This window comes from Dysosmobacter acutus, assembly GCF_018919205.1.
GTDB lineage: Bacteria > Bacillota > Clostridia > Oscillospirales > Oscillospiraceae > Oscillibacter > Oscillibacter acutus.
This window is the reverse complement of sequence record NZ_JAHLQN010000001.1, coordinates 1068664-1088169: the sequence shown is the minus strand read 5'-3', so window position 1 is coordinate 1088169 and position 19506 is coordinate 1068664. Positions and strand designations below refer to the sequence as shown.

19 protein-coding genes are annotated in these 19506 nt (G+C 60.0%); 4 read left to right on the top strand and 15 right to left on the bottom strand.

From position 1 onward, the window contains the following. Window positions 1-39: 39 nt before the first annotated feature. From murG to rarD, 12 genes are all read right to left on the bottom strand, one after another. Complete coding sequence (gene murG / locus KQI82_RS05280; protein WP_216631834.1) at window positions 40-1161, bottom strand: undecaprenyldiphospho-muramoylpentapeptide beta-N-acetylglucosaminyltransferase; 1122 nt, start codon at window positions 1159-1161, stop codon at window positions 40-42. Window positions 1162-1173: 12 nt separating this feature from the next. Next, window positions 1174-2370 (bottom strand): putative lipid II flippase FtsW, encoded by a 1197-nt coding sequence (ftsW, locus tag KQI82_RS05275; RefSeq protein WP_338148949.1) that lies wholly within the window; start codon window positions 2368-2370, stop codon window positions 1174-1176. Window positions 2371-2405: 35 nt separating this feature from the next. Next, window positions 2406-3383 carry a phospho-N-acetylmuramoyl-pentapeptide-transferase gene (gene mraY, locus KQI82_RS05270; RefSeq protein WP_216633633.1) on the bottom strand — a complete coding sequence of 326 codons (978 nt, stop codon included), beginning with the start codon at window positions 3381-3383 and terminating at the stop codon, window positions 2406-2408. Between the two features lie 53 nt (window positions 3384-3436). Next, window positions 3437-4885: a UDP-N-acetylmuramoyl-L-alanyl-D-glutamate--2,6-diaminopimelate ligase gene (locus tag KQI82_RS05265; RefSeq protein ID WP_216631833.1), complete on the bottom strand. Its 1449-nt coding sequence runs from the start codon at window positions 4883-4885 to the stop codon at window positions 3437-3439. A gap of 126 nt (window positions 4886-5011) precedes the next feature. Beyond that, window positions 5012-7258 (bottom strand): penicillin-binding transpeptidase domain-containing protein, encoded by a 2247-nt coding sequence (locus KQI82_RS05260; protein ID WP_338148948.1) that lies wholly within the window; start codon window positions 7256-7258, stop codon window positions 5012-5014. A 159-nt stretch (window positions 7259-7417) separates the two neighbouring features. After that, window positions 7418-7969 carry a hypothetical protein gene (locus tag KQI82_RS05255; protein WP_216631832.1) on the bottom strand — a complete coding sequence of 184 codons (552 nt, stop codon included), beginning with the start codon at window positions 7967-7969 and terminating at the stop codon, window positions 7418-7420. Window positions 7970-7990: 21 nt separating this feature from the next. Next, window positions 7991-8929, bottom strand: a complete 939-nt coding sequence (rsmH, locus tag KQI82_RS05250) for a 16S rRNA (cytosine(1402)-N(4))-methyltransferase RsmH (RefSeq protein ID WP_216631831.1) — start codon at window positions 8927-8929, stop codon at window positions 7991-7993. Window positions 8930-8983: 54 nt separating this feature from the next. Then, complete coding sequence (mraZ, locus tag KQI82_RS05245; RefSeq protein ID WP_216631830.1) at window positions 8984-9400, bottom strand: division/cell wall cluster transcriptional repressor MraZ; 417 nt, start codon at window positions 9398-9400, stop codon at window positions 8984-8986. Between the two features lie 354 nt (window positions 9401-9754). Beyond that, the gene (locus KQI82_RS05240; protein ID WP_216631829.1) at window positions 9755-10282 is read right to left on the bottom strand and encodes a hypothetical protein; all 528 of its coding nucleotides are present in this window, start codon (window positions 10280-10282) and stop codon (window positions 9755-9757) included. Window positions 10283-10322: 40 nt separating this feature from the next. Continuing rightward, window positions 10323-10808 (bottom strand): pantetheine-phosphate adenylyltransferase, encoded by a 486-nt coding sequence (coaD, locus tag KQI82_RS05235; protein WP_216631828.1) that lies wholly within the window; start codon window positions 10806-10808, stop codon window positions 10323-10325. After that, window positions 10777-11367: a 16S rRNA (guanine(966)-N(2))-methyltransferase RsmD gene (rsmD, locus tag KQI82_RS05230; protein WP_216631827.1), complete on the bottom strand. Its 591-nt coding sequence runs from the start codon at window positions 11365-11367 to the stop codon at window positions 10777-10779. The genes coaD and rsmD overlap by 32 nt, the downstream gene beginning before the upstream one ends. After that, window positions 11368-12264: an EamA family transporter RarD gene (rarD, locus tag KQI82_RS05225; RefSeq protein ID WP_216631826.1), complete on the bottom strand. Its 897-nt coding sequence runs from the start codon at window positions 12262-12264 to the stop codon at window positions 11368-11370. Between the two features lie 264 nt (window positions 12265-12528). On the opposite strand from rarD, the gene KQI82_RS05220 reads away from it, so the two are divergent. Next, complete coding sequence (locus tag KQI82_RS05220; protein ID WP_241426620.1) at window positions 12529-12879, top strand: Asp23/Gls24 family envelope stress response protein; 351 nt, start codon at window positions 12529-12531, stop codon at window positions 12877-12879. Between the two features lie 17 nt (window positions 12880-12896). Further along, complete coding sequence (locus KQI82_RS05215) at window positions 12897-14552, top strand: DAK2 domain-containing protein (protein ID WP_216631825.1); 1656 nt, start codon at window positions 12897-12899, stop codon at window positions 14550-14552. A 62-nt stretch (window positions 14553-14614) separates the two neighbouring features. Here the strand turns inward: KQI82_RS05215 and KQI82_RS05210 are convergent, their stop codons facing one another. Further along, entirely contained in the window at window positions 14615-15205 is a 591-nt protein-coding gene (locus tag KQI82_RS05210) for a hydrolase (RefSeq protein WP_216631824.1), read from the bottom strand. Between the two features lie 174 nt (window positions 15206-15379). Between KQI82_RS05210 and KQI82_RS05205 the strand changes: the two genes are divergently transcribed. Next, window positions 15380-15739 (top strand): BlaI/MecI/CopY family transcriptional regulator, encoded by a 360-nt coding sequence (locus KQI82_RS05205; protein ID WP_216631823.1) that lies wholly within the window; start codon window positions 15380-15382, stop codon window positions 15737-15739. A 4-nt stretch (window positions 15740-15743) separates the two neighbouring features. Further along, entirely contained in the window at window positions 15744-17150 is a 1407-nt protein-coding gene (locus KQI82_RS05200) for a M56 family metallopeptidase (RefSeq protein WP_216631822.1), read from the top strand. A 51-nt stretch (window positions 17151-17201) separates the two neighbouring features. Here the strand turns inward: KQI82_RS05200 and KQI82_RS05195 are convergent, their stop codons facing one another. Then, on the bottom strand, window positions 17202-18650 hold the full coding sequence (locus KQI82_RS05195; protein ID WP_216631821.1) for a tryptophanase: 1449 nt from the start codon (window positions 18648-18650) through the stop codon (window positions 17202-17204). Between the two features lie 199 nt (window positions 18651-18849). Further along, complete coding sequence (locus KQI82_RS05190) at window positions 18850-19428, bottom strand: ferritin family protein (RefSeq protein ID WP_216631820.1); 579 nt, start codon at window positions 19426-19428, stop codon at window positions 18850-18852. Window positions 19429-19506 lie beyond the last annotated feature (78 nt).

The window sequence follows — 19506 nt, the reverse complement described above, 5'->3', positions numbered from 1 at the left end:
CCAAACTAAGCCATAGTATGCGTCAGGCGGTCCCAGGGGTTACTGGTCAATTGCAAGGATCGTCTGATAAATCCGCTCCGTGGCGTCCAAAATCCCAAGTTCTCCCATGGAACGGGCCATGGACAGCCTCTTTTGCTCGTCGTGGAGGATGGCCGCAGCCTCCTGAAACAGCACCTGGGCGCTGGAATCCTTCTCCAGCACCACACGGGCGCCGCCGTGCTCCTCCAGAACCCGGGCGTTCTTCTCCTGATGATTGTTGGTCACATTGGGGGAGGGCACCATGATAGCGGGCACGCCAAGTGCCGTCAGCTCGCTGATGGTGGAGGCGCCGGAGCGGCAGATCACCAGGTCCGCCGCCCGCATCACCACGGACATATCGTAGATATACTCCTTCAGCTGGAGGGCCGGATGCTGCTCCAAATCCACTCCCCTTTGCCGCAGCAGCTCCAGCATTCCGGGATAGCCGGATTTGCCGGCGCCGTGGATGTGGTAAAAGGGCTCGCGGGCCGATTCAATGGCCAGGAACTCCACCATCTGGCGATTCATCTCCCCCGCGCCCAAAGAGCCCCAGAAGGAAACGATCAGCTTGCGCTCCCCAAGCAGGCCTAACTTCTCCCGGGCCTTAAGATGGCTCAGGGCAAAGAAGTCGCCACGGACCGGGGTGCCGGTGACCACCACCTTCTCCGGGTGCTGATAGTGCCTGCGGCATGCCTCAAAGCCCACCATCACCCGGTCGGCATAGGGCTCCAGCATCTTAGTGGTGAGTCCGGGCACCATGTTGGACTCGTGCACAGCCGTGGGAATCCCGTGCTTTGCCGCCGCCTTCACCATAGGAAAGCTGGCGTAGCCCCCGGTGCCCACCACATAGTCGGGCCGAAACTCCTTTAAAATGGCGTTGGCCTCGTAGGGGGCGCGGATCAGGTTGCAGACGGAAATCAGGTTGTGCTTCAGCTCCGCCGGCTTCACCGACCGGTGGAAGCTGGAGATGTGAACCGTGCGGAAGGGATAGCCCGCCTTGGGGATCAGGTCCTTTTCCAGCCCCCGCTCCGCCCCCACAAAGAGGATTTCACACCCCGGGTGCTTGCTCTGAAAGTATCCCGCCAGGGCCAGGGCCGGGTTCACGTGGCCCGCCGTTCCGCCGCAGGTAAATAGAATACGCATCTCTCTTCTCCTCTATCCGGCCCTGGAGGGCTTCATCTGCCGGGAGACGGAGAGCACAATCCCCATCTCCACCAGCTGGATCAGCAGCGCCGTGCCGCCGTAGCTGAAAAACGGCAGGGAGATGCCGGTGGCCGGCACCAGACCGGAGACCACGGCGATGTTCAAAAAGGTCTGCATGGCCAAAAGCGTGGTGACGCCCACCACCAGAAGGCTGCCGAACCGGTCCCGGGCCTGGAGGGCGATCCAGTAGCCCCGCAGAATCAGCAGCGCGAAAAGCACCATGATGATGGTGGCGCCGATGAGTCCCAGCTCCTCGCAAACCACCGAGAAGATGAAGTCGTTGTGCTCCTCCGGCAGGTACAGGTACTTCTGCCGGCTCTTGCCCAGGCCCACGCCGAAAAGGCCGCCGGAGCCGATGGCAAGATAGCTCTGCACCATCTGGTACCCGTCTCCAAGGGAGTCTATCCAGGGGTCCTTCCACATGGCGATGCGGGAGGCGCCGTAACCCACCACGCCGATGAGCAGATACGCGCCCGCCGCGGCCGCGGCCAGCACGCCGCCCACCCATTTCCACTCGATGCCGCCCACCAGCATCAGCGCGGCGCCGGTGCCTAAGATCAGCACCGTGCCCGAGAGGTGGGGCTCCAGCATCATCAGCGCGGCAATTGCCAGCAGGATCACCGCATAGGGGGCGATGCCGTAGCGCAGGGTCTGCATCTTATCCTTCTTCTTTGAGATGCTGTCAGAGAAATAGAGGACCACGCCCAGCTTGGCAAGCTCCGAAGGCTGGAACTCAAGGGGCCCAATCCTCAGCCAGCGGGTGGCGTTGTTGTGCGTCACGCCCACGCCGGGAATGATGACCAGAATCAGCAGCAAAACAGCGCCAAACAGCGCCAATTTTGCAACGCCCCGGAAGCGCTGGTAGTTGATGCGGGAGACAATGATCATCCCGGCGACGCCCATGGCCGCGAACACGCTCTGGCGCATAAAGTACTTGGTCGGGTTCCCCTCTTCATAATAAGCGGAGGGAAAGCTGGCGGAGAGCAGCATGACGAGGCCAATCCCCATCAGCAGCAGCACCAGCAGCAGGAAGGGGACATCCACCGGACCCTTCGCCGCCTCCCGGCTGAGCCGCTCCATCTCTTTTGCATGCTCCTTGCGCTGCGCAATGGCGGCCAGTTCCTCCCGGCTTCTGCGTTGCTGTGCCACAGCCCCCCTCCTTTCTTTACGGATGATTGCCGGTTTTACATGGCGAACCGGCCGGCCACACCCCACAGGGCCAGGGCGCAAAAGAGCACCGTGATCCCGGAAAATACGAACACCAGCTTTTTTTCACTCCAGCCGCACAGCTCCAGGTGGTGGTGCAACGGGGCCATGCGGAAAAAGCGCTTGCCGTGGGTCAGCTTGAAATACCCCACCTGGATGATGTCCGAGAGCGTCTCGGCGATGTAGATGATCCCCACGGGGATCAGGATCAGCGGCATGTCAAAGGCAAAGGCCATGGCCGCCACGGCGCCGCCCAAAAAGAGCGAGCCCGTGTCGCCCATAAACACCTTGGCCGGGTGAAAGTTGTAGATCAGAAAGCCGATCAGACCGCCGCACAGCGCGCCGGCGAACACCCCAAGCTCCCGATAGCCCCACCAGGCCGCGGCAATGGCGAAAAACAGCGCCACCGGCACCGTGACGCTGGCCGCAAGGCCGTCGATGCCGTCGGTCAGGTTCACCGCGTTCACCGTGCCCACGATGACAAAGGCGGCGAAAATCAGGTAAACCACCCAGTTCATCACAAGGTAGGTGTTGAAAAAGGGGAGATACAGGTTGGGCGTCAGCAGCCCCTCAAAGCGCATCAGGCACAAAAATGCCACGGCGGCGGCCAGCTGCATCAAAAACTTCTGCAGCGCGGTGAGCCCTAAGTTCTGATGCATGCGCACCTTTCTGTAGTCGTCCACATAGCCGATGGCGCCGTATACCAGGGCGAAGAGGAACACATAGAGGTGGGAGAAATTTCCCTGAAGCATGCTCTTCCAGCAGCAGATCAGAATGGTTACGCCCACCCCGGCGATGAACATCAGCCCGCCCATGGTCGGCGTGCCCTCCTTGGCCATATGCCATTTGGGTCCGTCGGTCCGGATGCTCTGGCCGGCCTTCAGCTTGCGCAGCTCAGGCACCAGCCACTTCCCCACCAGCGCGGTGACCACAAAACTCAGCACGCAGGCAATCATACTTTCCATTTCTTCTTCCCTCACACAAGCCGCGCCTCACGCGGCCTCTTTCGTTATTGTTTTTCCTTCAGGTGGTCCGCCACGACCTCCCGCTCATCCAGGTGGCGCTTTTCGGTGCCCACCACCTGATAGGTCTCGTGGCCCTTGCCGCACAGCACGATCACGTCGTCCTTCCGGGCGTGGTCCATGGCGTAGTGGATGGCCTCAATCCGGTTCTCCACCACCACATAGGGCGTCTGCGTTCCCTCCATCCCCGGCAGTATCTCCCGGATGATGGCCATGGGGTCCTCCGTCCGGGGATTGTCGGAGGTCACCACCACGAAGTCAGCCAGCTGGGCCGCGATGCGCCCCATCTTCGGCCGCTTGGCCCGGTCCCGGTCGCCGCCGCAGCCAAAAACGGCCACCGTGCGGCCCTTGGCAAAGCCCCTGACGGAGGAGAGCACATTCTCCAGCCCATCCGGGCTGTGGGCGTAGTCGATGAGGACAGTATAGTCTTTGCCCGGCGTGGGGACCACCTCCACCCGGCCCTTTACATGGGGCACAGCGGCAAGAACCCGGGCGCTCTCCTCCAGCGATATGCCCAGCTGGAGTGCCGCCCCTAAAACGTCCAGCGTATTATATACCATAAAACCGCCGGGAATGCCAACTTTTATTTTTACCCGCTCCTCCGCCGTCACCGCGTCGAAGGAGATGTGATCCGCGCCCAGCTCAATGTGCTCCGCCCGCAGGTCCGCATCCGTGTCCCGGGCATAGGAGAAGGCGCGGCAGTCGGCGTCCTTCATCAGCCGCTTCGACCAGGGGTCGTCGGCATTGTAGACGCCCACAGCACAGCTGCGGAACAAGATGGCCTTGGCGTCACAGTAGTTCTCCATGGTCTTGTGAAAATCCAGGTGATCCTGGGTCAGGTTGGTGAAAATTCCTACGGAAAAGGGAATTCCATAGACCCGCCCCTCGTACAGCGCATGGGAGGAGGTCTCCATCACCACATAGCTGCAGCCTTTATCCAGCATGGCCCGGAAGAGCTTTTGCACTTCAAAGGATTCCGGCGTGGTCCGCTCCGTGGGGACCGCCTCCTGGCCGATCATATTCTGGTTGGTGCCGATCAGACCCACTTTGGCCCCTCTGGCCTGCTCCAAAATGGCTTTGAGCAAATAGGTGGTGGTGGTTTTCCCATTGGTGCCCGTGACGGCCACCACGCTCATCTTCTCCGCCGGGCGGCCAAACCAGTTGGCTCCCACCAGCGCCAGGCCGTGGCGGGAGTTGGCCACCCGCACATAGGGGATTTCCTCCTCAGGCGGCCGCTGGCACAGCACGCAGGCCGCCCCAGCCTCCGCCGCTTTGGCGATGAACGCGTGGCCGTCCATGGAATAGCCGGGCATGGCGACAAACAGATCGCCGGGGCGCGTTTTCCGGGAGTCGTAGCTGACGCCGGTGATCTCCGCTTCACCATCCGCGTTGGTATCAAGCACGGGGATATCCCGCAGCAGTTCTTTGAGCTTCATCCTTAAACTCCTCTCTTGTAATCACAGTGGTTCGGCCGGTTGCTCCTGCTTAGTATATCCGCACAATTTTTCCGTGCACATCGGAGAAGGTGCCGAAAACCATGCAAAAGGTGCCTTTTGAGAGGGTCAGTCCAAAACGGAGTTATCGCCTAACTGCACAGTGACCACGGTTCCGGCCTCCACCTCCGTGCCCGCGGCAACGGATTGGGAGATGGCGAACACATTGCCGGAGCTGCTGGAGGTGGCGCCGGTCACCTTCATGATGAGGCCCGCGTTGGCAAGGGCCGCGTTGGCCTGCTCGGCGGTCTTGCCCACCACGGCAGGCACCGTGGATTTATCGGTGGGCTTCTCCGCCCCCAGGTACAGAATCACGGTGGCGTTGCCCGGGACGATGGCGCCGCCCACAGGCGTCTGGTCTGTGACGCTCTGCCCGTCGCCCACGGTCTTGATGTGGAATCCGGCCAGCTTCTCCTTGGCCTGATCCAGGGTGGAGCCCACCACATTGGGCACCGTGGTGTCGGAGCCCACCATCTCCTCGGCGGAGTAATCCGGGTTGATGCCGAGCCAGGGCAGGATTTCAGACATGATGGAGCTGGAGGTGGGCGCCACCATCTGGCCGCCGGACACATAGGTGCCGGTGGTGCGGCTGGGACTGTCCATGGTGATGAGCATCATGACCTGGGGGTCGTCCGCGGGGGCAAAGCACACAAAGGAGACCACCACGTCCTTGTTCTTGTCGCCGGTCTTATCGGCGGTGCCGGTTTTGCCGCCGATGCGGTAGCCAGCCACCTGGCCGTTCTTTCCGGTTCCCTCTGCCACCACGTACTCCAGCATCTCGCACACCGTGGCGGAGGTCTCCTCGCTGATGACCTGGCGCACGGGGGTGGAGTCGTGGTTGTAGAGCACGTTTCCATCGCTGTCCAGCACCTGCTCCACAAAGTAGGGGGTGCGGAGGTATCCGCCGTTGACGCAGGCCGCCTGGGCGGTGATAAGGGAGATGGGCGTGACGTTGAAGGTCTGGCCGAAGGCATAGGAGGCCAGGGAAACCACATTGCTGTTGAAGGACTTCTCATCGGCAAAGATGCCGGTGGTTTCGCCGATGTTGTCCAGGCCCGTTTTCTCCATCAGACCAAAGGATTTTAAGTACTTATAAAAGGTGGTGTTTCCGATTTTCAGGCCCATGGTGATGAAGGCGGGGTTGCAGGAGTTTCCCGTGGCCTGCATCAGGGACTGGGAGCCGTGGCCCGCCTTTTTGGAGCAGTTGATGGGTTTGTTCCAGCCCTGCACGCGGATGGAGCCGGTGCAGTTGAAGGTGGTGTTCTTATTGACAATCCCCTCCTGCAGCGCGGTGGACAGCGTCAGAATCTTAAAGGTGGAGCCGGGCTCATAGGTGTCGTTGATGGCCTTGTTCCGCCACTGCTTTTTCTGGGCCGCGCCCAGGGCCTCCAGATAAGCGTCCCCTTCCAGCCCCTCCAGCGTGGCCTGAAGGTCCGCGTCGTAGACGCTGCTTGGGTTGTTCAGGTCATAGGTGGGGAAGGAGGCCATGGCCAGGATGCCGCCCGTGTTCACATCCATCACAATGCCGGTGGCGCCGTTTTTGGCGTCAAACTTGGCCACCATGCTCTCAATGCCCTTTTCCAGAAAATACTGCACGGTGGTGTCCAGGGTCAGCACCAAACTGTTGCCGTTTTCCGCGTCATAATACTGCTCATACTGGTAGAGCACGTCGGTACCCGCGGCGTTTTTGGCCGTGACCACCATGCCGGAGGTGCCGGTAAGCTCATCGTTGTACTTGCTCTCCAGACCGTAGAGGCCCGTATTGTCCGTGCCCACAAAGCCGATGACCTGGGCCGCCAGGGTGCTGTAGGGGTAATAGCGCTTGGAGTCTGTCACCAGATAAACGCCGTGGAGCCGCTTCTGATTGTCCTTGGCCACCTCGTTGCCCTGGTCGTCGATCTGGCCGTTGACAAACAGCCGCACCTGATCGGCCAGCTCCTGATCCGCCCGCAGCTTCACCACCTCGTATTGGGAGGAGGTCTTCTCCATCTTTTTCAGGATGGTCTCCTCCGCCACATCAAGGATGCGTGAGAGGCCCCTGGCGATATAGGCCGTGTCCTGTTCGCTCTCCGCAATCTCCGCCGGAGAGACGAACACCGTCTCAGCGGTGGCGGAAATGGCCAGCACATTGCCGTTTTTGTCATATATGGTGCCCCGGGAGGCGGTGACCACCGTGCTTCGGGTCTGCTGCTTCACCGCCAGCTGCTGAAGCTCCTCATGCCGCCCGATCTGCAGCGTGTAGAGCCGGACAAAGAGCATGGTAAAGGTCGCAATTCCGAAGATGCCCATCAGAAGCAGGGTCCTGCTCCGGATCACCCGGTTTGCTTTTCGTGCCGCGTCACTTTTTCTTCTTGATGAATCCGCCACAACAGTTCCTCCATTTTATCCCACTGTTTTTCTGTCAAAGTCACGAATATCAAGCAAGGAGTAAGAAGTCCTCCTTCTTACTCCCCGCCTTCTTATATGATGCAATCCTCATTCAAAATATTCCACCACGGCGTAGATCCCCTGGTTCAGTGAGGCAAGCAGGCGGCTGAAGAGGCTTCCCTCCGTTTTTTGATATACCACCACGCTGTCCTCACCGGAGAGGTCGATGTAATAGATCTGGCTGCTGCTGGGCTTGCTCATGCCCGCCGCCATGGCGGCTTCCTTGACCGCCGAAAGGTCAAAGGTCTGCTGATACTGAGCGGTCAGCGCCACATTCTCTGTCTCCAGTTCCCCCAACTGCCCCTGAAGCTCCACCACCGCGTCGGAAATCACCGTCAGCTTCACATAGCTCATCAGCAGCAGAACAGTCATCGCCGCAACGGCAGCAAAGCCCACCACGGCAACGGCGGAAACCTTTTGCCGCTCCCGGACACGCACATGGGGTACGGAACGGACTTTGGCCACTTCCTCCCGGCGGGGTTCTCCGGCATGGCGGAGCATGGTCTCGCGGCTGTCACGATCCAGATCGTAAGCCAGATCTCCGTATGTGAGGTTTCTGTAGCGCGAATCTCTGGCTACTGCTGTCGACACTCCGCTCATCCTTTCTTCCGTAACATCGGTTTATGGTTCGCACCGTTGGGCCACCCGCAGCTTTGCGCTCCGGGCCCGTGGGTTTTCCTCCAGCTCCGCCTCGCCGGCGACCACCGGCTTGCGGCTTATTAGCTCCAATTTCGGTTTCCGGCCGCAGATGCACACCGGAAATTCCGGCGGGCAGATACAGCCTTTGGCCAACTCCTGCAGCGTCTTCTTGACAATGCGGTCCTCAAGGGAGTGGAAGGAGATGACCGCAAGGCGGCCGCCGGAGTTCAATCCGTCCGCCGCCGCTTTGAGCATGGGTGAAAGCGCTCCCAACTCGTCGTTCACCGCAATGCGGATGGCCTGAAAACTGCGTTTCGCGGGATGCTGCTTTTCCCGCAGCGCCTGGGGCGGCATGGCCCGGCGGATGACCTCCACCAGCTCAAGCGTGGTGTCGATGGGCCTGTCCTCTCTCCGGCGGCAGATGGCCCGGGCAATGGCCGGGGCATACCGCTCTTCTCCGTATTCATAGAGAATCCGGCGCAGCTCCTCACAGCTCCACCGGTTCACCACTTCCCAAGCGCTCAGCGGCGCGGACTCATCCATACGCATGTCCAGCGGCGCGTCGTGCATATAGGAAAAGCCCCGGGACGCGTCGTCTAACTGGGGGGAGGAAACTCCAAGGTCAAAGAGCATGCCGTCCACCCCCGTAAGATTCAGCTCCGCAAGGATGGAGGCCAGCTCAGAAAAATTGCTGTGCACCAATGTGACGCGGTCCATGTGCTCCGACAGACGCCGGCGGGCCGCGTCGATGGCGGCCATGTCCCGGTCGATGCAGATCAGCCGGCCCGTGGTCAGGCGGCGGGCAATCTCCAGCGAGTGGCCCGCCCGGCCCAGCGTGCCGTCCAGGTAAATCCCGTCCGGCCGGATTTGAAGCGCCTCTATGCACTCGCGCAGCAGCACGGGCTTATGTGTGTATTCCATCTCCGGCCTCCCAGCGCCCCGGACCGCTCCGGCATCTTGTCCGCCTCGGTCCGCTTAGAATCCCAGTTCCTCCATAACGGCGGCCAGGTTTTCCGGATTCAGCTCCTCTTCCTCCACCGCGCGCCATGCATCCGCGTTCCAGATTTCCGCCCGGTTGGACACGCCGATCACCACCACATCCTTGTGCAGGTCCGCGTAGACGCGCAGCTTCTGGGGAATCAAAATCCGCCCCTGGGCGTCGGGCTCGCATTTGGCGGCATTGGCAAAGAGCGGCCGCATGGCCTTGGTCTTGGTGTAGGGCAGGCTTTCAAATTTCTCCGTGAATTTTGCCCAGCTTGCATCAGAGTAGACGGAGAGACACCTGTCAGTTCCCATGGTGACATAAAACGTCTCCCCCAGTTCCTCCCGCAGCTTGGCAGGAATGAACAGGCGGCCCTTGGCGTCGATATTATGCTGATACTGGCCTGTCATATCTGCCGCCCGCTCCCCTCTGTGGGACTTTAGCACCACTTTTCTCTACTTGGCACCACTTTTCCCCACCACATGTTTTGAGTATAAGCGAAGCGGCATTTAATTGCAAGAAAAAATTTTTGATGAAATTCTCCTGTTTTCTCCAGTTTTATCCAGTATTTCCTCACTTTTTCACCACTAAAACACATGTTTGATTTTCCTCTTGTAGATAAAAAGAAGCCTCACCACAATATATTGTGGTGAGGCTTCTTTTTGCCCGCTTTACATAACGACCGTTATTTTATTTATGGATAGGTAAATTTCCCAGTTGTTTTTTGCGCTGTTATTTTGCACAAAAACATTCGCAAAATTTCGTCAATTATTTTCCTCTTCCCGCTGTTCCTTGTCCCGCTCCTGAAGCTGCTGACGCTGCTGCTGCATCTTCTCGGCGGAGGCGGCGCGGAAGTTGGCGCGGGACTGGCGGATTTCCTCCAGGGCCATGTTGATGGCCTCCTCGGTGCGGCGCAGCGCGTCCTCGGTATATTCGTTGGTGACGCGGTACATCTCCCGGGTTCTGTCCTCCGCCCGCTGAACAATGGCGCGGGCCTTGTCCCGGGCCGCCGCGGTGACCTCGCTCTCGGACACTTTGGTCTTGGCGTCCAACTCCGCCTGACGCATCATGCGTTCCACATCCCGCTTGGCGGACTCCACGTACTCCTCCCGGGCCCGCAGAAGCTCCTGCGCCCGTTTGAGCTCCACCGGCATCTGCGCCCGGATTTCATCCAGAAGGTCCAGCGCCTCGTCCCGGTTGATGGTGCACTTCCCCTGGCCAAAAGCGGTGCCCTTGGCCTCGTCGATCATCCCGTAGAGCATGTCGATCAGATGATTTACATCATTTGCCATACCGTTTCCATTCCTTTCTGTCTATCCGATCCCGCGCGCCTTACCGCCCGTTGATCCACTGTTTGATATCCGGGACAATGGCCGCCGGCAGGTACCGCTCCAGCGGCTGGCCGTAGCGGATCATCTCCCGGGCCATGGTGGAGCTGAAGTGTTCGTACTCCGCCGCGGCCGGCAGCAACACCGTCTCCAGCCCCGGGCACAGCCCGCCGTTGATGCGGGCCATCTGATATTCCTGGTCAAAATCGCTTCCGTTGCGCACGCCCCGGACAATCACCTTCGCGCCGTGCTTTTGTGCGAACTCCGCCAGCAGCCCCGGCCACAGCTCCGCCTCCACGTTGGGAAGTCCCTCCACGGCCTTTCGCACCAGCGTCAGCTTCTGCTCCGGGGTAAACATCTGTCCCCGCTTTTCCGCGTTGGGGACCACGCACACATAGACCCGGTCAAAGCACTCCGCCGCCCGCCGGATGATATCCAGGTGTCCCAGGGTGATGGGATCAAAGCTGCCCGAACAGATCGCCGTTGTCATTGGACTCCTCCTCATCTGCACTTCTATGATACACGGTCAGTCCGATCTTGCCGTACCGGTAGGTGCGGTGGATCCCGTAGGGCGGCGCAAGGGCGGGCAGAGCGCGTCCCGCAGGGCTTTCCGCCACAATTATACCATGGGGGGAAAGAATGTCAAATCGCGCGATGTGGGCCAGCGCCGGCTCTATCAGCTCAGCCCCATAGGGCGGGTCTAACAGGATGATGTCAAACTTTTCCCGCAGGCTTGAAAGATATTCCATTGCGTCCCCGGACACCACTTTGGCCCGGTCCGCCAGGTCCGTCACCTTCAGGTTTTCCCGGATCAGCTTCACCGCGTCGAACCGGTGGTCCACAAATACGGCAAAGGCCGCTCCCCGCGAGAGGGCCTCGATGCCAAGCTGGCCCGTGCCGGCGAACAGGTCCAGCACCCGCCGCCCCTCCAGGTCAAACTGCAAAATGCTGAACATGCCTTCTTTCACCCGGTCGGTGGTGGGACGGGTGTCCTGCCCCTCCAGCTCCTTCAGCCGCCGGCCCCGGGCGGAGCCTGTAATCACTCGCATTTATTGTTCCTCCAACTGTTGATTCTTCCGCTGTGCGCGGTGGGCCAGCAGGTCGCTGGCCACGTAAAAGATCAGCCCCGTCCAGACGAAGCCGAAGAGAATGGCGTAGGTGGTGGTAAACCGCTCATGGAAAAAGAGGGCGCCCACGATGAATTGCAGCGTGGGATTGGCGTACATCAAAATCCCGGCCGTGGTGTAGGGCGTCAGTACGATGCCCTTGGCGTAAAAGAGCAGCGGCACACTGGTGGCAATTCCCGTGGAGGCCAGCAGCGCAAAACCACCCGGCCCCATATTGCCCACGGCGCCGGTCCCGTTCCACTCCGACCAGAGCACAAATGCCAGCGCGGCAGGGGCCAGCACCAGCGTCTCAAGGAAAAGGGACGTGCCCGCGTCCACGCGGCAGCCCTTCTTCACCGCGCCGTACAGGGCGAACGCCCCACCGATGACCAGCGCCAGCCAGGGGATCTGGCCAAAGCGCGCCACAGCCGCCACAATCCCCGCAAGGGTGATCCCCACCGCCACCCACTGGAGCCTGGTCAGCTTTTCATGAAACACAAAGGTCCCGATTAAAATAGTGAGGATGGGATTCATATAGTATGCCAGGCTGGAGTCCAGGATATGACCGCTGTTCACCGCCCAGATGAAGGCGCCCCAGTTGACGCAGATAAGCACCCCGGCCAGGCTGAGACGCAGGAGTTCCCCGCGATCCCGGAGCGCCGCGCGCACACGGTCCATCTGCCCGGAGGCAAGCAGAATCAGCCCCACAAAAATCAGGCTCCAGAGAATCCGGGTGGCCAGAATATAAAAGGAGTCCAGCGAGGACATCAGCTTCCAGTAGCCGGGAAGCAGTCCCCAAATCACATAACAGGCCAGCACACAAAGCGGACCTTTTTTCATCGTATCACTCCCCAGACCAGCCCTGTCTCCCGCAGACCACAATCATATACTGTTCTATTTTAAGTCAGATTCGGAAAGATTTCAATATTGGAATGCCAAAAACAATGCCGTAAAACCCGCGCCGGCTCTTTTTTTGCTTGTACTTCCTGAAAAAATCGTATATAATAAGCTACCGAAACTGTGACCCGGCTCAAAGGCACGTCGTTCAGAGCGCGGGGACATAAGGGATTTTTCCTGACTATCCGGAAAGAAAGGACGCTTTTTATGATAAAATTTCAGTCTGAACGCGGCGAAGTTTCTGTCAGCAGCGCAGTGTTTTCCAACATTGCCGGCGTGGCTGCCACCAACTGCTTTGGCGTGAAGGGCATGGCGTTCCGCTCCATGACCGACGGGCTTGTCCATCTGCTCCGCCGCGAGGCAATGAGCAAGGGCGTCAAGGTCACCTATAACGAGGACGACTCCATTGATATTGAACTCCACATCATCGTGGAAAACGGCGTGAATCTGACAGCCGTATGCCGCTCGATTATGAGCGAGGTGCGGTACGTAGTCAACCACAACACCGGCGTCACCGTGCGCTCAGTGGATGTCTGCGTCGATTCCATGACCATGTGAGGAGGCAGCTTAAAAACATGAACGAACAGCTTACCGGCGCTCTTTTCAAGCAGATGGTGCTCCACGGCGCTGCGGCCATCACCATCCAAAAGCAGGCCATCAACGACCTAAACGTCTTTCCCGTGCCCGACGGAGACACCGGCACCAACATGAGCATGACCATCAACACCGCTGTGGCGGAGCTGAAGAAATCCGATCCCCAGAGCCTGGAGCAGGCCGCCTCCATCACCGCCTCCGCGCTGCTGCGGGGCGCCCGGGGCAACTCCGGCGTCATTTTGTCCCTCCTCTTCCGGGGACTGTCCAAGTCCCTCAAGGGCATGGAGTCCGCCGACAGCGCCGCCTTTGCAAACGCCATGCAGGAGGGCGTGGCCTCCGCCTACAAGGCGGTGATGAAGCCCGCCGAGGGCACCGTGCTCACCGTCTCCCGCCTGGCCGCAAAGCGGGCCTGTGAAGTAGCCGCCGAGACCCAGGACATTGAGAAGGTTCTGGAGGAGGCCATTGCCGAGGGCTACGCCACTCTGGACCAGACCATTGAGATGAACCCGGTACTGAAGAAGGCCGGTGTTGTGGACGCCGGCGGAAAGGGCTATCTGATCGTGCTGGAAGGAATGCTGGCCGCCATGCGCGGGGAACCACTGCCGGAGATAAACGAGGAATCCCATCCCCAGGAAAAGGCCGACTTTGCCGCCCTCACGGATGAGGAGATCACCTTTACCTTTGACACCGTGTTCATCGTCCGCAGGATCCCCGGCAAGTCCATCGAGCCGCTGCGGTCCTATCTGAGCGGCATCGGCGACAGTTTGGTCATCGGCGAGGACGACGACGCCTTCAAGGTCCACGTCCACACCGACATCCCCGGCGCCGCCCTTACCGAGTCCCAGAAATACGGTACGCTGGAGTTAGCGAAAATTGAGAATATGCGCACCCAGTACGAGGACATGGCCGCGGGCCGGAAGACCCAGAGCGTGGACGATCTGGAGGCGGAAGAACCCTCCGCCCCCGCTGAGCCCCCCAAGGAGTTTGGCTTTCTGGCCGTGTGCGCCGGCGACGGCCTGGCCGCTCTGTTCAAGGACCTGGGCGCGGACGGCGTGGTCTCCGGCGGGCAGACCATGAACCCCTCCACGGAAAGCATCCTCAAGGAGATCGAGCGCATCAACGCCAGGACCGTGTTTGTCCTGCCCAACAACGGAAACATCATTATGGCCGCCCAGCAGTGCGCCGGCCTCACCTCCAAGGAGGTGGTGGTCATCCCCACCAAGACCGTGCCTCAGGGCATCACCGCCATGATGAACGTGGATTTTGACGCGGAGGACGCTCAGCAGATTGCAGACGCCATGGCCGATGCCATCGGCGCCGTCACCACGGCCCAGATCACCTATGCCGCCCGGAACTCCGATTTCGACGGCTTTGCCATCAGCGAGGGCGACTACCTTGCCCTTGAGGAGGGGAAGCTTTTCGGCACCGACAGGGACATCACCGCCCTGCTTGGAAAGTTAGCGGAGGACGCCGCCAGCCGGGAAGCCTCCTTTGTCTCCCTCTTTTTCGGAGAGGACGTCAGCGAGGAGGACGCCAGCGTGGCCGCGGACCTCTTCCAGAAGGCCTGCCCCGAGGCGGAAATCTCCGTCCTCTCCGGCGGTCAGCCCGTCTATTATTACATCATCTCGATGGAATAACATGAAAACGCGCGGCGCCTGATAGCGCCGCGCGTTTTTTGCCGCCTGTTCCGGCGGCTTTTTTACAGTCCCAAGGACTCCATTTCCCGGCTGACGGCCTCCTCGCAGGAGCGCATGGCCTCCAGAGTCTTCTCCATCAACGTGTCCAGCTCCCAGCCCAGCAACTCCGCCCCCTGGCGGATCACATCCCGGGAACAGCCCGCGGCAAACTTCTTATCCTTGAACTTCTTCTTCAGGCTGGACAGCTCCATATCCGAACAGCTCTTGGAGGGCCGCATCCGGGCAGCGGCGCCGATGAGCCCGGTCAGCTCGTCGGAGGCAAAGAGCACCTTCTCCATCTCCTCCTCCGGTCGAACCTCGCTGCAAAGGCCGTAGCCGTGACTGCACACCGCATGGATAAACTCCCTGGAGCAGCCCGCCTCCTCCAGCAATTCCGGCGCCTTGACGCAGTGCTCCTCCGGCCACTTCTCAAAATCCACATCGTGCAAAAGGCCCACCGTGGCCCAGAACTCCGCGTCCTCACCGAAGCCCAGGTCCCCGGCGAACCAGCGCATTACGCCCTCCACCGTCAGCGCGTGCTGGATGTGGAAGGGCTCGGCGTTATACTTTCTCAGCAGCGCAAGGGCCGCCTGGCGTGAAATGCATTCTTTCATGATAAGAGGATTCTCCTTTGTATGGATTTTTTGTCAGTATAGCCGCTTTTTTTCCAATGTGCAAGCGTTTTGGAAAGGAATTCCACCTCAAGGCAAAATTTGCTTGACTTTTTGGTTTACACATAGTAAACTCATGGCGTGGGCTACAGTTAGTAGACCGAAAGGAGGCTGCATATGACGGAATATCGGCTGGGCGCCGTGGAGACCAGGTTTGCAGAGTTGATTTGGGACAATGAGCCTCTCTCCTCCGGAGAGTTGGTCAGGCTGTGTGAGCGGGAACTGGAGTGGAAAAAATCAACGACGTACACCATTTTGCGGCGCCTTTGCGAACGCGGTATCTTTCAAAACAGCGGAGGAGCAGTAACATCCCTCCTCTCAAGGCAGGAGTTTTACGCCCGGCAAAGCGAGGAATTTGTGGATGAAGCCTTTCATGGCTCCCTTCCCAGGTTCCTGACAGCCTTTTCCATGCGCAAAAAGCTGTCAAAACAGGAAATTGATGAGCTTCAGAGGTTCATCGATGAACACAGGGGGTGACACCATGTGGATGGATGCAGTGTTCTCCCGGATTTTAGACATGAGCCTTGCGGCAAGCCCCGTGATTCTTGCCGTGGCGCTATCAAGGCTGCTGCTGAAGCGGGCCCCAAAGCTGTTTTCCCATCTCCTGTGGGCGGTGGTTTTATTTCGGCTGCTGTGCCCGGTGTCTTTTTCCTCCCCCATTTCCCTGTTCAACGCGGTGGACATGCCTGTTGCCGTCCATGAGCTCTATCCCGAGCCTCCGGTCACGGAACAGGAGCCCCAATCCTCTCCGGCGGCAGAGACGGAGCCCTCTTTCTTTTCGTTGATTTGGGCGCTTGGCGTAAGCGCACTGCTGATCTGCAGCGCCCTCTCCCTTTGGCGGCTGCGGCGCACTCTTACAGGTTCCGTGCACGTGCGGGATAATCTCTACTCGGCCGATCACATCCATTCCGCCTTTGTGGTGGGGCTGTTCCGGCCTGTCATCTACCTGCCTTCCGCTCTTTCGGAACAGGAGCGCTCTTACATCATTCTCCACGAGCAGACCCATATCCGCCGCCACGATCACATCGTGAAACTCCTTGCCTTTCTTGCCCTGACCCTTCACTGGTTCAATCCCCTGGTCTGGCTGGCCTTTACCCTGTCGGAACGGGACATGGAGATGTCCTGTGACGAAGCCGTGCTGCAACGGGCGGGCGTGGACATCCGGGCCGACTACTCCGCCTCCTTGCTGAAACTGGCCGCCGGGTCATCCTTTGCCGCCGTCCCCCTGGCCTTTGGCGAGGGAGATGTAAAGGGACGGATCAAACATGTGATGCGCTATCGAACCCCTTCCTTTTGGATCGTCTTTCCCGCGGCGGCGGCGGCGGTCGCTGTCATAATCGCTGTGCTGATCACCAATCCCATTCGGATGGCGGAGCAGCGGCAGATCGCCGACGCCGCAAAAGCGCTGGTCAATCAGGGGGAGGAGGATGCGGTGGTGGCGGCCGATGTGTGCGGCGACAGCGTGGTGCTGCTCACCGAATCGCGAAATCCCGAGGACACACGCTATGTCACTATGTACACGGCCTATATCCTTGATAAATCCTATATGGAATACGGCATTGCCGCCCGCTATGACTGCGAGCCCGCCAGGGCTCCGGGATTTCATGGCGCCGTCCTCCATGGAAACGGCGTGACAGCCGCCTTCGGCAGTGTAAATGAGCGATACTGGGACTACCGCACCGATGAGGTACGGCAGGTGCGCTACACCCGGGTGACGGCGGTTTACGACGGCGGTGAACAGTCGGTGGATCTGCCGGATTACGCGGGCTCCGCCCCGTTTCTCATCGTGATCGACGGCACGGTGGACCTGCGCGATCTCCGGTTTTACGAGGGTGAGGAACAGGTGGCCTCCTACGTGGACATCTACGACGCGATGGACGTGGCGTAAAGCCACTCAGCAAATACCCCCTGCTGAGCTGCCTCAGCAGGGGGTATTTTTTTACAGGCTGTCTCCGAAATCGGAGCGGAACTTGGCCACCAGTTTCTCCTGCCAGTCGGACACGGGTGCAAGCCGGCCAAAGAAGAAGCGCAGCACCGCGGGCTCCTCAATGAACTTCAGTCCGCCTACGATCTCCCGGTTTTCATACAGCCACTTCACCCGGTCGATGACATACTTCACCTGGGAGAGGGTGTACACCCGGCGGGGCACCGCCAGCCGCACCAGCTCCATGGCCGCCAGATGCTCGGACCCGTCCGGCTCCCGCTGCTCGGACATGGTGCCGCGCTCCATGCCCCGGATGCCGCCGGCAATGTACAGCGCCGCCGCCAGGGCTCCGGCGGAGTACTGCTCCTGGGGCACATGGGGAAGGAACTGCTTTACGTCGATGTGGCAGCCAAGGCCTCCGGCCGGAGTGATGACCGGCACGCCCGCCGCGTGCAGCTCATCCACCATATAGCGGATGAACTGGGGACCCTGGGAGATGACGTCCTCGTCCATGGTCTCCTCCAAGCCCACGGTGATGGCCTCCATCTCCCGGACGGACATGCCGCCGTAGGTCAAAAACCCCTCGTACACGGGGACCAGCTCTTTCATTTTCAGGCACTCCGCCTCGCTGCGGATGCAGATGCCGCCGCCCCGGGCAAAGCCCAATTTCCGGGCGGAGAAATAGAGGATGTCCATCTCATCCGCGATCTCCCGGGTGATCTGGCGGATGGTCATGTCCTTGCAGGCCTCCTCCCGCTGCTTGATAAAATAGAGGTTGTCCTGAAGGAGGCTTGCGTCCAGCACCGTGAGAATCCCATACTCCCGGCACACGGCGCACACGTCCTTGATGTTCCGCAGAGACAGGGGCTGGCCTCCGATGAGGTTGGTTCCCGCCTCAAGGCGGACAAAGGGGATCTTCTCCGCCCCCTCGGACTCGATGAGCGCGCGGAGCTTGTCCACATTGAAATTGCCCTTGAAGGGATAGTCGTTGAAGGATTCCAGACCCTCGTCGCAGATCAGCTCCTCCACTCTGCCCCCCAGGCGGGTGATGTGGGCCTTGGTGGTGGTGAAGTGATAGTTCATGGGAATCACGGTGCCGGGCTTCACATAGGTTTCCGCCAGGATGTTTTCCGCCGCCCGGCCCTGGTGGGTGGGCAGATAGTAGTCCATGCCGAAGAGCTCATGGAGCTTACTCTCCAGCCGGGTGAAGGTGGCGGAGCCGGCATAGGCGTCGTCGGCCTGCAGCATGGCCGATTGCTGGTTGTCGCTCATGGCGTTGACGCCGCTGTCGGTGAGCATGTCGATGAACACATCTTTATTTTGCAGCAAAAAGGTGTTGTTGCCCGCCGCCTCCATATTTTTCCGGCGCTGCTCCACAGTGGGCAGGTACAGCTTCTGGACAATCCGGACTTTATGCATCTCCAGGGGGATGTTCTCCCCACTCATAAACTTGATCTGGCTCATGATCGATTCCCTCTCTCTTTAAAGTCCCGTTTCTTTTTTACTTTGCGCCGTTACGCTTTTAAGTGTTAAAGTAATTTTAGCACGGTCGCCTCCTCGTGTAAATGTACGTTTCTTCTAAGGAATAGCCATTCCAGGCCCTGTTTATTTGTCGAAAAGAGCAAAGTCTGTGCCGCCGGGCGGCACAGACTTTATGGCGGAGCTACAGAGCCCGCTCCAACAGGGCAAGCATTCTGTCCGCGTGGCGGTATTCATCCTCCGAAAGCTGCGTCAGGAGCTTATTCAGGCAGGGATCGGTGGTTCCCTCCGCCGCCCGTATGTAATTGAAGCCTCCGCAGGCCTCCTCGTGGTAGCGCCCCCGCAGTGCGGCGCACCAGGGGCCGATGCTGATCCGCTCGCTGCCAAAGGCGGGCCGGAAGCATTCCCCGGTGATCAGGTAGTACACGGCCAGCAGCCGTTTTGCATGGCCCGCCTCATCCGCGGCAATTTCCCGCAGTGTGCGGGCAGCCGACGGGTTGGGCGCCTGGCGCGCGAAGGCAAGGTAATACCGCCGGTCTGCCAGCTCCTCCTCGATGAACCCCTTGAGCACCTCTATCGACTCCGCCGCCGCCGATCCCATACAGCAGGGGTCCTGCTGGGCCCCGGGCAGGGTCTCCTCCTCTTGTACGGTCATGGGCGCCGCGGCGGCGCTGTTTTGCGTCCGGGCGGCAGGATAGGGGTTCAGGGTAGGGGCCACCCGCTCCCAGATGCGGTCGTATTGCCGGTAATCATATTGATCCATGGATTCCGCCTCCTTTTCCCGCCATTGTATGCAACCGGGTGAATTTTAGTTCCTGTTGCATCTGCAACCGGTTTAATT

What these genes read in the sequence shown, in the direction of transcription:
- rsmH (WP_216631831.1), bottom strand. Translation starts at nt 8,929, where the DNA reads ATGGAATACACACATAAGCCCGTGCTGCTGCGCGAGTGCATAGAGGCG.
- mraZ (WP_216631830.1), bottom strand. Translation starts at nt 9,400, where the DNA reads ATGACAGGCCAGTATCAGCATAATATCGACGCCAAGGGCCGCCTGTTC.
- murG (WP_216631834.1), bottom strand. Translation starts at nt 1,161, where the DNA reads ATGCGTATTCTATTTACCTGCGGCGGAACGGCGGGCCACGTGAACCCG.
- rsmD (WP_216631827.1), bottom strand. Translation starts at nt 11,367, where the DNA reads ATGCGAGTGATTACAGGCTCCGCCCGGGGCCGGCGGCTGAAGGAGCTG.
- KQI82_RS05240 (WP_216631829.1), bottom strand. Translation starts at nt 10,282, where the DNA reads ATGGCAAATGATGTAAATCATCTGATCGACATGCTCTACGGGATGATC.
- KQI82_RS05200 (WP_216631822.1), top strand. Translation starts at nt 15,744, where the DNA reads ATGTGGATGGATGCAGTGTTCTCCCGGATTTTAGACATGAGCCTTGCG.
- KQI82_RS05205 (WP_216631823.1), top strand. Translation starts at nt 15,380, where the DNA reads ATGACGGAATATCGGCTGGGCGCCGTGGAGACCAGGTTTGCAGAGTTG.
- KQI82_RS05255 (WP_216631832.1), bottom strand. Translation starts at nt 7,969, where the DNA reads ATGAGCGGAGTGTCGACAGCAGTAGCCAGAGATTCGCGCTACAGAAAC.
- mraY (WP_216633633.1), bottom strand. Translation starts at nt 3,383, where the DNA reads ATGATTGCCTGCGTGCTGAGTTTTGTGGTCACCGCGCTGGTGGGGAAG.
- coaD (WP_216631828.1), bottom strand. Translation starts at nt 10,808, where the DNA reads ATGACAACGGCGATCTGTTCGGGCAGCTTTGATCCCATCACCCTGGGA.
- KQI82_RS05265 (WP_216631833.1), bottom strand. Translation starts at nt 4,885, where the DNA reads ATGAAGCTCAAAGAACTGCTGCGGGATATCCCCGTGCTTGATACCAAC.
- rarD (WP_216631826.1), bottom strand. Translation starts at nt 12,264, where the DNA reads ATGAAAAAAGGTCCGCTTTGTGTGCTGGCCTGTTATGTGATTTGGGGA.
- KQI82_RS05220 (WP_241426620.1), top strand. Translation starts at nt 12,529, where the DNA reads ATGATAAAATTTCAGTCTGAACGCGGCGAAGTTTCTGTCAGCAGCGCA.
- KQI82_RS05195 (WP_216631821.1), bottom strand. Translation starts at nt 18,650, where the DNA reads ATGAGCCAGATCAAGTTTATGAGTGGGGAGAACATCCCCCTGGAGATG.
- KQI82_RS05210 (WP_216631824.1), bottom strand. Translation starts at nt 15,205, where the DNA reads ATGAAAGAATGCATTTCACGCCAGGCGGCCCTTGCGCTGCTGAGAAAG.
- KQI82_RS05215 (WP_216631825.1), top strand. Translation starts at nt 12,897, where the DNA reads ATGAACGAACAGCTTACCGGCGCTCTTTTCAAGCAGATGGTGCTCCAC.
- KQI82_RS05190 (WP_216631820.1), bottom strand. Translation starts at nt 19,428, where the DNA reads ATGGATCAATATGATTACCGGCAATACGACCGCATCTGGGAGCGGGTG.